The following is a 13,357-nucleotide window of genomic DNA, read 5'->3' as shown; positions in this document are numbered from 1 at the left end:
GCGGGGTACCTCGATACGAGGGGTATCGCTAACATCTGCTCCCATGCGTCTGCGTTCCGCCCGTTTGCTCTCCCACTTCATGGCCGCGCTACTCACGGCGTCGTGCGCGTCGCCTGGTGTCCCGCCGGGTGGGCCCGAGGACCTCGACCCGCCGGCCCTGGTCCGGGTCCGGCCCGACACCGGCGCCCTGAACGTGCGAACCGACGCCGTCGGTTTTGACTTTGATGATGTCGTCAGCGAGCGACCGCAGGGCGCCACGTCACTCGCCGACCTGTTCCTCATCTCACCCAGCCGAGGCCGCACAGCGTTGTCCTGGCGACGTACCCGGCTCGAGGTACGGCCACGCGAAGGGTTCCGGCCCAATACCACGTACCGTGTCACCATGCTTCCCGGTATGGTCGACCTGGACGGCAATGTCGATTCCGTCGGCCACACGCTGGTCTTCTCCACGGGCCCGACCATCGCGAGCGGGGTGATCACCGGTCGGGTGTTCGATTGGATGGCCGAGAAAGTCGCGCCGCAAGCACTGGTCGAGGCCATCGTCCTCCCTGATTCGCTCCGCTACCTCGCCGTGGCCGACTCCCTCGGGCGCTTCACGCTCCGAAATCTCCCGGCTGGCTCGTACGTCCTGCGCGGGTTGGTGGACCAGAACAAGAACCGATTCGCCGACCCGCGCGAGTTGTACGACACCGTCACCCTCGCGCTGCAGGACTCCTCTGAGCGCATCCTCCACGCCCTGGTGCGCGACACACTCGGCGCCGGGATCCAGCAGGTGGAGTTCGTGGACAGCCTGACCATTCGCGTCCGATTCGACCATCCGCTGGACACGGCGCAGGCCATCGAGCTGTCGCGCTTCTCCATTCGCCTGGCGACCGATTCGTCGCTGGTACCCCTGGTGCGCGCGTTAGGCGCACGCGAGGTCAAGCGGATCGCGGATGACTCCGTGCGCACGAAGGCGCGACAGGACAGCATTCGCGCGGCCAACGACACCACCGCTGCACGGGATTCGACGACGCGGGCCGCCGCGCGCCCGGCCCGGCCGGCCCCCGTCCGTGCTCCCACACGCCCCGAAACGCCGCGCGACACCACACCGCCGCCGCGCCCTACCGTGAAGCTGCCAGAGCAGGAAGTCCTCATCACCCTGACGCAGCCGCTTCCTCCGATCACGAGCTACATCCTCCGCGCCGAGGGGATGCGCACGGTGCTCGGGCGGAGTCGCAACTCGGAGCGGCGATTCGCGACGCCGCGTCAACAACGGCGCCCCCCGGCCGACTCGGCACGAGGGGACACCGCCGCCGTGCGGCGCGACACGGGCACGGTCCGGCGCGATACCGGCACCGTACGACGTGACACCCTCACCCCGCGTCGATGACCACGGCGGCAGGCGACCCGCGGCGATCGCTGCCTGCAGTGGGTGCCCTGCTCGAGCTCCCCGGCATTCGTGAGCTCTCCACGCACTTCCCGGGGTCGTTGGTGACGCGCGCCGCCCGCGAGACAATCGCGGCGGTGCGCACGGGGCACGTTGCGCCTCCTGTGGACGACGAGGAGTGGACCACGCGGGTGGGCGATCACTTGACGCAGATCGCGCGGCCGTCGCTTCGGCGTGTCGTCAACGCGACCGGCGTGGTGCTGCACACCAACCTCGGCCGTGCCCCATTGCCGCGCGTGGCGATCGACGCCATTGCGGCAACCGCGGCCGGCGCGTCCAACCTCGAGTATGACCTGACCGTTGGCGCGCGCGGGTCCCGGTATTCCCACGCGGTATCGCTGCTCACCGAACTGACCGGTGCCGAAGACGCCCTCGTCCTGAACAACTGCGCCGCCGCCCTTGTCGTGGCGCTCAACACCATGGCCGCCGGTCGCGAGGCCGTCATCTCGCGCGGGGAGCTGATCGAAATTGGCGGGAGCTTTCGCGTCCCCGATATCATGGCCAAGGGGGGCGTGATCCTGCGCGAAGTGGGGACCACCAACCGCACGCACGTGGCCGACTATGCGTCGGCGATCGGCGACGCCACCGGCGTCATCGTGAAGGTGCATCGGTCCAACTTCGAACAGCGGGGGTTTGTCGCCGAGGCTACGGTGCGCGACCTGGTGCCGATCGCCGCGGGCGCGGGGTGTCCGCTCCTCCACGATTTCGGCTCGGGGTTGCTGATGGACCTCTCGCCGTGGGGGCTGACCGGGGAGCCCACCGTTCCCGAGGTGGTGCGAGACGGCGCGACCGTGGTCGTCATGAGCGGCGACAAGCTGCTCGGCGGACCGCAGGCCGGGATCATGCTAGGGAACCGCGAGTGGATCGCGAAGTGTCGGGCGAATCCCCTCACACGAGCCTTTCGCGTGGACAAGCTCACGCTCGCGGCGCTGGAAGCCACCCTGCAACTCTATCGCGAGCCCGAGGTTGCCCGCACGGAGATTCCGGTGTTGGCGATGCTGACCGCGAGCCTTGCGTCCTTGCAGGCGCGCGCGGCCGGCATTCTGGAGGCGCTCCCACCCGGGCACGGCATCACGGTCGTTGACGCGGAGGCGACGGTGGGTGGCGGGGCGTTTCCGAGCGCGCGCATCCCATCGGCCGCCCTCTCCCTGCCAGGCGGACGTGGACGTGAGGCGGCACTCCGTTCGACCGACACACCGATCATCGGGCGCATGGAACGCGACCAGTTGCTGCTCGACCTGCGGTCCGTTGGACCGGCCGACGATACCGTGGTCGTCAACGCCATCACTCGTTAGGCCATGCGACGCGCCGCCTTTCTCGATCGCGACGGCACGCTGATTGTGGACGCCCACTACCTGGCCGACGCCGCGCGCGTGCACGTCGTCCCGGGAGCGATCGACGCCGTCCGCACGCTCCGCGCAGCAGGAATCGTCCCCGTGATCGTCACCAACCAGTCCGGGATCGCCCGCGGCCATCTCGACGACGCGACCTACCAGCAGATCCGACGACGCGTCGAACAACTCTTCGCGGAAGCCGGTGCGGGCGTGCTCGCGACATACCACTGCCCTCACCATCCCGATGTGACCGGCCCGTGCCGCTGTCGCAAACCCGGCACCGGGATGTTCGAGCAGGCCATCGCCGATCACGACCTGGATGCCGCGCGCTCCCTCTTCGCCGGGGACCGTCGCCGCGACGTGGAGCCGGCGTTGACCCTCGGGGGATTCGGTGTCCTGGTCCCGTCGCCCGATACCCCCGAGGACGACCTCGTCTGGGCGGAGCGCGAGGCGCAGGTGGCGTCGTCCCTCGAGGAAGCCGTGACCCGCTACCTCGATTGGATCGCCCGCTGACGCCACCATCACGGGGTTACCGTCACAGCGCGTCCACGCTACTATCCGCCGCGATGTCGTCGCGAATCGCCGTCCTCGCCTCCGGCGGAGGCTCCAACCTCCAGGCCCTCCTCGACCACCTGTCCGCCCTGGGCGCTGCGGCGCCGGGAACGGTGGTCCTCGTCGCCTCGGACCAACCGCAGGCCCTCGCGCTCGAACGCGCGCGTCGCGCCGGGATCGAGGCGGTGGCGATGGATCGCACGTTGCGAACCGACGGACTCGCCGACCTCTTGCGCGCCCGCACCATCGACCTGGTGGTGCTCGCCGGTTACCTGCGCCTCGTGCCCGCCGCCGTGACCACCGCCTGGCGAGGGCGCGTGGTCAACGTGCATCCGGCCCTGCTTCCCGCCTTTGGTGGAAAGGGCATGTACGGCTCGCATGTGCACACCGCGGTCCTGGCCAGTGGCGCGAAGGTCAGCGGCCCCACCATCCACTTCGTGGATGACCAATACGACCACGGCGCGACCATCGCCCAATGGCCGGTCCCGGTGTTCGCGAGCGACACGCCGGCCACACTCGGCCTGCGGGTCCTGGAAGTTGAGCACCTGCTCTTTCCGCGCGTCGTGGCCGATATCGCCGCCGGTCGCACGGCGCTCAGCCCCGATGGCCACGTGACCACCACCCGTGACGCGATTCGCTTTCCGCACTTTGCCGCAAGCGACGCCTGCGGAGCCGCGGACGCCTTCGATGCGCCCCCGGCCTGATCGCGACTCCTTCTGTCTCCAACCTCTCGAACTCCGTTGCCTCGCGCGTTGCTCTCGGTTTCCGACAAGACTGGTGTCATTGATTTCGCCCGTTCTCTCGCCGCCATGGGGTGGGAGCTCCTCTCGACCGGAGGGACCGCCCGCGCGCTGCGTCAGGCGGGGCTCGAGGCCATCGACGTGGCCGAGGTCACGCAGTTCCCCGAGATGCTCGATGGCCGCGTGAAGACGCTGCACCCGGCCGTGCACGGTGGCCTGCTCGCCCGCCGCGACACCGCGGCACACATGGAAGCGATCGCCGCACATGGCATCGCACCGATCGACATGGTGGTCGTCAACCTCTATCCGTTTCGTGAAACGGTCGCCAAGCCGGGCGTTCACGCCGAGGAGGTCATCGAGAACATCGACATCGGCGGACCGTCGATGTTGCGCTCGGGGGCCAAGAACCATGACGCCGTGTGGGTGTTGGTGGACCCTAGCGACTACGCGCGGGTGCTCGCCGCGCTCGAGGCGGGCCATGACGATCTTGACCTCCGTCGGCTGCTCGCCGAGAAGGTGTACGCCCATACGGCATCGTACGACGCGGCCATCGCGGGTTGGTTTGCTGCTCAGCGCGGCGAGCGCTTTCCCGACCAGGTCACCGTTCCCCTCACGCGGCAGCAGTCGCTGCGCTACGGGGAGAACCCCGGCCAGGACGCGGCGTTCTATTCAGAGCGCAAGGGCGAAGGGCTCGGCGCATTGGTGCAACGCGGCGGCAAGGAACTCTCGTTCAACAACCTGCTCGACCTCGAGGGTGCGTTGCTGGCGACCGACCCGTTCATGGGCGAGGTCGCCTGCGCCATCATCAAGCACACCACGCCCTGCGGCCTCGCGACGGGAAGCGACGCCCTCGACGCCTATCGCAAGGCGCTGGCCTGCGACCCGGTGTCGGCGTTCGGCTCGGTGATCTCCTTCACCGTCCCCGTGGACGCCGCCGCGGCTGAAGCGATCGCCGCCCTGTTTGTCGAGTGCATCGTGGCGCCGGCGTTCAGCGACGAAGCAGTAGAGATCCTCGGCCGCAAGAAGAACCTGCGCGTCCTCGAGGGCACCGCCCGATGGACGCCCGGCATGATGGACTACAAGCGCGTGCGCGGCGGCGTGCTCGTCCAGGAGCGCGGCCCGGCGATCCTGCGCGATGACGACTGGAAGGTCGTGACCTCGCGTACGCCCACGCCGCAAGAAAAGACGGACCTCCTGTTCGCCTGGCGCGCGGTGAGCAGCGTCAAGTCCAACGCCATCGTGCTGGCGCGGAACGGGGCGACGATCGGGATCGGGGCTGGCCAGATGTCCCGGGTGGACGCATCGTTCCTTGCGGTGCACAAGGCGCGGGGGGCCGGCCATGAAACATCCGGCTCCGCATTGGGGTCTGACGCGTTCTTCCCGTTCCGGGACTCAGTGGACCAGGCTGCTGAGGCGGGGATCACCGCCATCGTGCAGCCCGGTGGGTCGGTGCGTGACCAGGAGGTCATCGATGCGGCCAACGAGAAGGGGATCGCGATGGTGTTCACGGGGCAGCGGCTCTTCCGCCACTAGCCCAGCCCGATGGCGCCGAGCAGCCGCAGTATGGCTGCTCGCCATTGGTCCAGCGATGGCCTCCGCACAGGCCACAAGCCTCTCCGGGCGCGCCTATGTCACGGGCGACACCACGCGGGCCGTTTCCGATGCGGAAGTCGCCCTCCTGCCCGGACTACGGAGGGTCCCAGCCCCCCCCCCCCCCCCCCCCCCCCCCCCCGCGCCCCCCCCCCCCCCCCCCCCCCCCCCCCCGGGGGGGGGGCCCCCGGGGGGGCCCGCGGGGGGGCGGGGGGCCCCCCCGCCCCCGCCCCCCCCGGCCGGGGGGGGGCCCCCCCCCCCCCCGGGGGGGGGGCCCCCCCGCCGGCCCGTCCCCCCCCCCGGGGGCCCCCCCCCCCCCGGGGGGGGGGGGGCCGCCCCCGCGCCCCCCCCCCCCCCGGGGGGGGGCCCCGCCCCCCCCCCCCCCCCCCCCCCCCCCCCGCCGGGGGCCGGGCCCCGCCCCCGGGGGGGCGGGCCCCCCCCGGGGTCGCCCCCCCCCCCCCCCCCCGGGGGGGGGCCGGGGGCGCCAGGAAACCTGCATGTCTTTGTCGACGGCGTGCGCAGGACGAACTACAACTCCCGACTTGGCATCGCCGCGTGGGAAGCCCTCCGTGAAGTCGTCATTTCCTCGGTGCAGATGGTTGAAGTGCACGTGTCGATCAACACGATCCCCCCGGAGTACGCCCCCGATGCCTGTGCCGTTATCCTGGTCTGGAGCAGGTAGGCCAGCTCAATCCGTGCGGAGCGCCAGCATCGGGTCGGCGCGCGCGACGCGCCTGGCGGGAAGGTAGCTGGCCAGCAACGCCACCAGCGAGAGCACGAGTGTCATCACCACAAAGGTCACCCCATCCAGGGGGCTCACGCCAAAGAGCTGTGAGGCCAGCAGGCGCGTCGCCACCATCGCCAGGATCACACCGATCAGGACACCGGCCCCGGCCAGGCGCATCCCCTCCCCCACGATCAGCCGGACCACGTCGCGGCGTTGGGCACCTAACGCGACACGCAGCCCCAATTCGCGCGTCCTTCGCCCCACCGACTGCGCGATCATCCCGTAGAGTCCAACCGTGGCGAGCAGCAGCCCGATCCCGCCGAGGGACGCCGTCACGATCGCCGCCAGGCGTTGGGGCAACAGGGCCAGGCTGGTCGCGTCCGTCAGCGGCGTCATCACCGGGGGCGGGGCCAGCGGATCAAACGCAGCCACGGCATCACGAATCCCGTCGCCAACCGACGCCGGCCCTCGCACCACGAGGAAAAGGTTTGGCTGCCAGCGCTGGGCGACCGGGAAGTAGGCGAACGCTGGCACCTCCTCGGTCAGCGAGCTGTACTTCGCGTTGCGGGCGATGCCAACGACCGTCACGACCTCCCCGCGCATCGTGAACGTGCGGCCGAGCGCACTACCGTCCGGCCAATGCCGCCGGGCCAGGACCTCGTTCACCACGGCAACGCGTGGCGCGGCCATGTCATCCGACACCGCGAACGCCCGCCCCGACACGAGCGGCATCCCGACCGCGTCGAAGAACGCGGGATCGGCCAACGCGAGGTTGATTGTGGCCCCGCGTTCCTCAGGACTCGCCGGTGGGGTGATGAAGATCTCGTCCGACGACGTCGCGAAGGTCAGCGGCAAGCGGTCGGAGAGACCGACGGCCGTCACCCCCGGGATCGCACGGACCCGTTCGAGCAAGGCGTCGTAGAACGCGTGCCCGCGCGCCGCGTCATACCCCCAGGCCTCGGTGTTGAACAGCGCCGTCTGGACCCCGGCGGCCTGGAATCCCCGATCGACTTGTGTGCCGTGCGACATGGCACGCAGGAACAACCCGGCCGCGACAAGCAGCACCAGGCTGAGCGCGAGTTGGCCGACGATCAAGGCACGCCCCAGTCGACCGCGTCGCGTCCCCGCCCCCGATGAACCGTCACGCAGCCGCGAGACCAGGTCGCCATCCACCGCACGCATCGCTGGTGCCAACCCGAAGACGAGGCCGGTCACGAGCGAGAGCCCCAGGGCGAACAGCAGCACGCGCAAGTCCGGCGAGACTTCCAGCGCCATCGGGACGTCCGCCGGGATCGTCACCCGCTCGATGGCCGCCGTCGCCTGCGTGGTGATCACGACGCCACCCAGGGCACCAAGCAGGAAGAGGGTCACGATTTCCGTGAGCAGCTGCCTGACGAGTCGTCCCCGACCGGCACCGAGGGCGGCACGCACGGCCATCTCGCGCTGGCGCGCCAGTCCACGCGCCGAGAGCATCGAGGCGACGTTCACGCTGGCGATCATCAGGACCAGCATGGCGGCGCCCAGCAGCAACCCGATGAACCCGGCCGCCATGCCCCGGGCATCTGCGGGAAGGCCGGTCATCGCGGTCAGCCGGATCGTGCCGTACTTCGCTCGTGACTTCGGTTCCCGGGCCTCGGCGATGTACGTCGCGGTCAACTCGTCCAGCTCGCCCTTGGCTTGCGCGACCGTGGCGCCGTCCCGCAATCGCCCAAAGGTCCAGAGCCAGATGGCGTGCTCCCGGTCGCGACTGGGGCGCAGTTGTTCCTGCATGGACAACGGGACCCACGCCTCGACCAGCAGAGGCGTGAAGACGCCATGGAATTCCTGGGGCGCCACCCCGATCACCGTATAGGGCGTCCCATTGACGCGTACCGCGCGCCCAACGACCGACGAGTCACCGCCGAATCGCGACTGCCAGAAGGCATGCGCGAGGACGACCACGGGCCCGCCCATCGGCACCGCGTCTTCCTCGGGCAGGAAGAAGCGTCCCAGCGCGGGGCGCACCCCGAGGGTCGAGAAGTAGTTCCCGCTGACGATGTTGCCGTACACAAACACCCCCTCACCACCCGTGGAGAGGGCAAAGGTCACCTTGCTCCAGACGGCGATGGCATCGAGCGTCCTGGTGCGCTCCCGCATCCAGGTGAGGTAGTCGTACGACGACTGGATCCCCTCGGCAAAGGTCGGATCTCGCCGCTCGATGTTCACCAGGCGCGCCGTCTCGCTGGTCCCGGGCAGGGGCCGCAGGACGATGGCATTCATCGCGCTGTAGATCGTGGTCACCGCCCCGCTCCCGAGCGCGATGATCAGCACGGCGACCGCCGTGAACAACCGGGCCTTGCCCAACATGCGAAAGGCATACCGCACGTCGGAGCCAAACGAGCGGACGGTTTCCTCCCATCCCACCGATCGCACCTGCTCGCGGACCGCGCTCTGGCTCCCGACGGCCGCCCGCGCTTCCCGCAGGGCGGCCTCACGCGACAGACCACGGGCTTGCAGCTCCTGCGCGGATTGCTCAACGAAGTGCGCCACTTCCTCCGCCAGCTCGCGGTCGGCGTCGGACCGGTGTCGGAGGACGCGCCAGCCTCGGGTTACCTGTCGCCAGAGGGACATGGGCTCAGGCCTCCGTCCGCAGCAGCCGCGCCACGGCGCCGGCACGTCGCGCCCATCCCTCGGCCTCCACCTCCAGCTGCCGGCGCCCGGTGCGCGTGAGCGTGTAGTACTTCGCGCGTCGTCCGTTCTCCGTCTGGCGCCACTCGGCGTCGAGGTACCCTTCCCGCTCGAGCCGCTGGAAGGCGACGAGCAACGACCCCGGGTTCACCTTGAACACGCCACGCGAGATCTGCTCGATGCGGCGGGCGACGCCAAAGCCATGCAAGGCGCCAAGGCTGAGGGTCTTGAGGATCAGGAGATCGAGCGTCCCCTGGATGACGTCGGTGTTGGTCTCGTCCATCGGTTCCGTCGCGGGTGCCCGACGGACCATACCGCCCTCTCCTCTTGTCTGTCAAGATGTGACGCTCAAGAGTGCGAGGGCACACGCGCGTCGACGTCGGGACGACCGAGCGGACACGCGGGCGTGGGCCAAGACCGGCCGAACGGCCGCGCCCGCCGGTCTGATGGGAGGCCCCGCCGCCCGCGGGGAACCGAGGGCCCGCCACTATGTCGCGAAACCACGTAACGGTGCGGGGGCACACCCGAAGCCCTCCCCCGCCCCCACGGCTGGCCGTTACCTTCCTGAGCTGATCCGGGCCGGGCTGGCCCTCACACCCGCCTCCATGACGTCTGCTGCGCCTACTGCTCCGCACGAGCTCGACTATCGCCCGTCGTACCTGGCTGCCACGGTGGCCGGCACGTTGGTCCTCCTGCTCTATGTCCTCACTCTGGGCAGCTCGACCGCCATGTGGGACACGAGCGAGTACATCGCGGCGGCGTACATCATGGGGCTCCCCCACCCACCGGGGAACCCGTTCTTCGTCCTCATCGGCCGGTTCTTCGCCATTCTCCCGATTGCCCCGGGGGTGGCCACGCGCATCAACCTCCTCGCGGCGATCTGCAGTGCCATCTCCGCAGGGATGTGGTTCCTGATCACCGAGCGCGTCCTGGTGTCGTGGTTCGCCGAGCGATGGCAACGTATCGTGGGCGGCGGGCTCGCCGCCCTGATCGGGGCGACGGCCTTCACGGTGTGGAGCCAGTCGGTCATCAACGAGAAGGTGTATACGGTCGCCATGGTCGGCGTCGCACTCATCGCCTGGTTGACCGTACGCTGGTGTGATGACCCAGACGGCCCCAAGGCGGACAAGCTGCTCATCCTCATCGCCTATGTCCTGGGGCTCGGGTACGCCAACCACATGGCCGGCATGCTCGCCGCTCCCGCGGTCGGACTCGCGGTGCTCATCCGTCGGCCGGCGACCCTGCTGCGCTGGAAGCTGATCCTCGCCTGCGTCGGTGCCATCGTCATCGGAATGACCCCGTTTGCGACGCAGCCGATCCGCGCCGCCTATCAACCGCTCATCAACGAAGGGGAGCCCACCGGCTGCGTCGACGGGCTCAAGGTGGATTGCACCTTCAGCGCCAAGACCTGGGAGTTGTTCAAGTACAACTTCAACCGGGAGCAGTACGGCAAGCCGCCGGTCACGGAGCGCAATGCCCCGTTCAGCGCGCAGGTCGGGATGTGGTGGCTCTACTTCAAGTGGCAGTGGTGGCGTGACCCGTACGGCCAGCAGCAGGCCGTCCAGGCGGTGCTCGCCGCGCTCTTCCTCGTGCTGGGGCTCTTCGGCGGGTGGGTGCACTGGAAACGCGACAAGCAGTCCTTCTGGTTCTTCGGGCCGCTCATGTTCACCATGACGCTGCTCCTCATCTACTACCTGAACTTCAAGTACGGGGCATCGCAATCGCCGGAACTGCAGGAGACCGTCGACCGCGAGGTGCGCGATCGCGACTACTTCTATCTCTGGAGCTTCTCCGCGTGGAGCGTGTGGGCCGCGCTCGGCCTCGTCTTCGTCTGGGAGTCGGTGGCGTCCCTGTTCGGCGCCGACCAAGTGAAGTACGGCAAGTCGGTGATGGACGTGCCGCGCAAGCGCAGCTGGCTGATGGCCACGCCGGTGCTGCTCATCGCCTGCGTGCCGATTGTCGGTAACTGGGAAGCCTCGACGCGCAAGAACGACGATACCACGTTCGCCTTTGCGCACGACATGCTCAACTCGGTGGAGCCGTACGGCATCCTGGTGACGGTGGGCGACAACGACACCTTCCCGCTCTGGTATGCGCAGGAAGTGGAAGGGGTGCGCAAGGACGTCGTCGTGGCGAACACCTCGCTGCTCAACACCGACTGGTACACCCGACAGCTCCTGCGGAACCCCGTGCGCGAGTACGACAAGGCCGCAGGGCCGGCGATCTATCGTGACCGTGAGTGGAAGAAGCCGACGAAGCCTGTCATTGCACTCACACTCGACCAGGTCGACTCCCTCCCGCTCGCGTACCAGCTGCCGGACACCGTTGGTTTTGACGCCTGCGGGACGATTCGTGGGCGCATCGAGCCGCGCGTCCTTACCCGGGCGGACCTCTACGTGCTGCAGATGATTCGCGACAACTGCGGCGAGCGCCCGATCTACATCTCGCGCACGGCCGGTGGCTACGGCCGAGAGTTGGGGATCGATCCCTACCTCATCACGCAGGGCCTGGCACGTCGGCTCGTGGAAAATGTCCCGGCCTCCGGGCCGGACACCCTGCTCGTCCCTGGCGAGGGCTTCGTGGACGTGAAGCGTTCACGTGACCTGTGGCAGGACGTCTTCAAGGGTCGGGACTCCTTCGTCCGCAAGGACGGTTGGGTGGACAAGCCGTCGGTCGGCATCCCGGCGCTGTATGTGCAGACCGGCTTCATGGTCTACGACATGCTGCAGACGATTGGTGACCAGCCCGGCGCTGCCAAGGCACTTGCCGACGCGAAGGCGGTGGCGCAGGCGACGCGCATCAGTGAGTTCTTCAACTTCAGTGCGGTGGAGCAGCAACCCCCGCTGATCCCCTGGCGACTCCCGGGCCTCGGTTCCCGTCCCCCTCCCGGCCCCCCCCCCCCCCCCCCCCCGCCCCCCCCGCCGCCCGCCCCCCCCCCGCCCGGGGGGCCGCCCCGGGGGGCGGCCGGCGCGGCCGGGGCCCCGCGGCGGGCGGGCCCCCCGGGGGGCCCCCCGGGCCCCCCCCCCGGGGCCGGGCGGCGGCCCCCCGGGCCCCCGCCGGCCCCGCCGGGCGCGCCCCGCCCCGGGCGGCGGGGCCGGCGGGCCGGGGGGCGGGGCGGGCCCCGCGCCGGGGGGGCCGCCCCCCCCCGCGGCCCCCCGCCCCCGGCCCGCCCGGCCCCCCGGCCCCCGCCCGGCCCCGCGCGCCCCCCCGCGGGGGGGCGCCCCCCGGGGGGGGCCCCCGGGGGGGCGGGGCCGCCCCGGGCCCGGCGGGCGCGGCCGGCGGCGGGCCCGCGGGCGCCCGCCCCCCGCGCCCCCCGCCCCCCCCCCCCCCCCCCCCCCCCCCCCCCCGCCCGCCCGCGGGCCCCCCCCCCCCCCCGCCCCCCCCCCCCCCCCCCCCCCCCCCCCCCCCCCCCCCCCCCCCCCCCCCCCGCCACCGGCTACGCCGCCGACGACCCCCAAGAAGTAAGGGGGTCGTCGAGGTACGCGGATCAACGCGGCACGCCGCCCTGCAGCGCCCGACCGACAACGATCGTGATGTTGTCGGTCCCCCCTGCGGCGAGTGCATCATCCATCAGGTCCTCGCAGACCTGTCGCGCCGATGTCATCGTCATCAGCCGGTCCCTGATGCGTTCGTCGCTGACGTGCTTGGTGAGGCCATCGCTGCAGAGCAGGTTCACCACGCCCCATCCAATCTCTACACCAGTGACCATCGGGTCGGTCTGGGGACCCCCAATCGCACTCGAGAGGGTGTGCGCCAGCTGCGCGGCCGCCCGATCGGTCCGCGTGAACACGCCCCGGTCGATCAGCTCCTGCGCCAGGGTTTGGTCGCGGCTCACCTGGGTCAGCACGCCATCCCGAAGCTGGTAGTACCGGCTGTCTCCCACCTGGAGCAGATACGCCCTCGGCCACACACCGAGCCACAGCGTCAGCGTGGTCGCGCCCATGCGTCGCCCCTCGCGCTCCCCCACCTGGAGCAGCTCTTCGTGACAGCGATAGGCAGCGTTCTCGAGCGCATGAATGAACGCCGCGTCGTCGGCGGTGTCGGCGGTGTAGTAGCAGTGTGTACTGTGCGTGAGGTACGAGGCGATCATCTCGACCGTGAACCCGGACGCTTCCTCGCCACCAGCGCTCCCGCCGACGCCATCTGCGACCATCGCCAGAAAAGCCAATCGATCGGTGCCCGGGGTGTGCAACTGCATGGTGGGCAGGCTCGTGGAGTGCACGTCGAGCTGCTTGCGCAGTGAGGCGATCAGGAAGTGATCCTGGTTCGTCTTGCGCACACGACCCACGTGCGTGAGCCCGAACACGTCGATCTCATG

The 13,357-nt window shown here is 70.2% G+C and carries 9 protein-coding genes; 7 read left to right on the top strand and 2 right to left on the bottom strand.

The genetic code is table 11. The features are described from left to right. Window positions 1–43 precede the first annotated feature (43 nt). From IPK85_16080 to IPK85_16055, 6 genes are all read left to right on the top strand, one after another. A complete protein-coding gene (locus IPK85_16080; protein ID MBK8248899.1) occupies window positions 44–1,372 on the top strand; it encodes an Ig-like domain-containing protein in 1,329 nt (442 codons plus the stop codon). Further along, window positions 1,369–2,724 carry an L-seryl-tRNA(Sec) selenium transferase gene (locus IPK85_16075; GenBank protein MBK8248898.1) on the top strand — a complete coding sequence of 452 codons (1,356 nt, stop codon included), beginning with the start codon at window positions 1,369–1,371 and terminating at the stop codon, window positions 2,722–2,724. The genes IPK85_16080 and IPK85_16075 overlap by 4 nt, the downstream gene beginning before the upstream one ends. 3 nt (window positions 2,725–2,727) lie before the next feature. Next, entirely contained in the window at window positions 2,728–3,276 is a 549-nt protein-coding gene (locus IPK85_16070) for an HAD family hydrolase (GenBank protein ID MBK8248897.1), read from the top strand. A gap of 53 nt (window positions 3,277–3,329) precedes the next feature. Then, entirely contained in the window at window positions 3,330–4,019 is a 690-nt protein-coding gene (gene purN, locus IPK85_16065; protein MBK8248896.1) for a phosphoribosylglycinamide formyltransferase, read from the top strand. A gap of 36 nt (window positions 4,020–4,055) precedes the next feature. Next, on the top strand, window positions 4,056–5,588 hold the full coding sequence (gene purH, locus IPK85_16060) for a bifunctional phosphoribosylaminoimidazolecarboxamide formyltransferase/IMP cyclohydrolase (GenBank protein MBK8248895.1): 1,533 nt from the start codon (window positions 4,056–4,058) through the stop codon (window positions 5,586–5,588). A gap of 571 nt (window positions 5,589–6,159) precedes the next feature. Beyond that, on the top strand, window positions 6,160–6,327 hold the full coding sequence (locus IPK85_16055) for a hypothetical protein (protein MBK8248894.1): 168 nt from the start codon (window positions 6,160–6,162) through the stop codon (window positions 6,325–6,327). Between the two features lie 6 nt (window positions 6,328–6,333). On the opposite strand, the gene IPK85_16050 is transcribed toward IPK85_16055, so the two are convergent. Further along, window positions 6,334–8,982, bottom strand: a complete 2,649-nt coding sequence (locus tag IPK85_16050; GenBank protein MBK8248893.1) for an ABC transporter permease — start codon at window positions 8,980–8,982, stop codon at window positions 6,334–6,336. A 4-nt stretch (window positions 8,983–8,986) separates the two neighbouring features. Then, the gene (locus tag IPK85_16045; protein MBK8248892.1) at window positions 8,987–9,322 is read right to left on the bottom strand and encodes a PadR family transcriptional regulator; all 336 of its coding nucleotides are present in this window, start codon (window positions 9,320–9,322) and stop codon (window positions 8,987–8,989) included. Between the two features lie 322 nt (window positions 9,323–9,644). Here IPK85_16045 and IPK85_16040 point away from each other — a divergent pair, with 322 nt between their 5' ends. Then, on the top strand, window positions 9,645–12,905 hold the full coding sequence (locus IPK85_16040; GenBank protein MBK8248891.1) for a DUF2723 domain-containing protein: 3,261 nt from the start codon (window positions 9,645–9,647) through the stop codon (window positions 12,903–12,905). Window positions 12,906–13,357: the final 452 nt, after the last annotated feature.

The sequence above is a fragment of the Gemmatimonadota bacterium genome (assembly GCA_016712265.1).
In the GTDB taxonomy this organism is placed as follows: domain Bacteria; phylum Gemmatimonadota; class Gemmatimonadetes; order Gemmatimonadales; family Gemmatimonadaceae; genus RBC101.
Note: the sequence above shows the minus strand (reverse complement) of the source record. Positions and strands in the feature narration are given on the sequence as shown.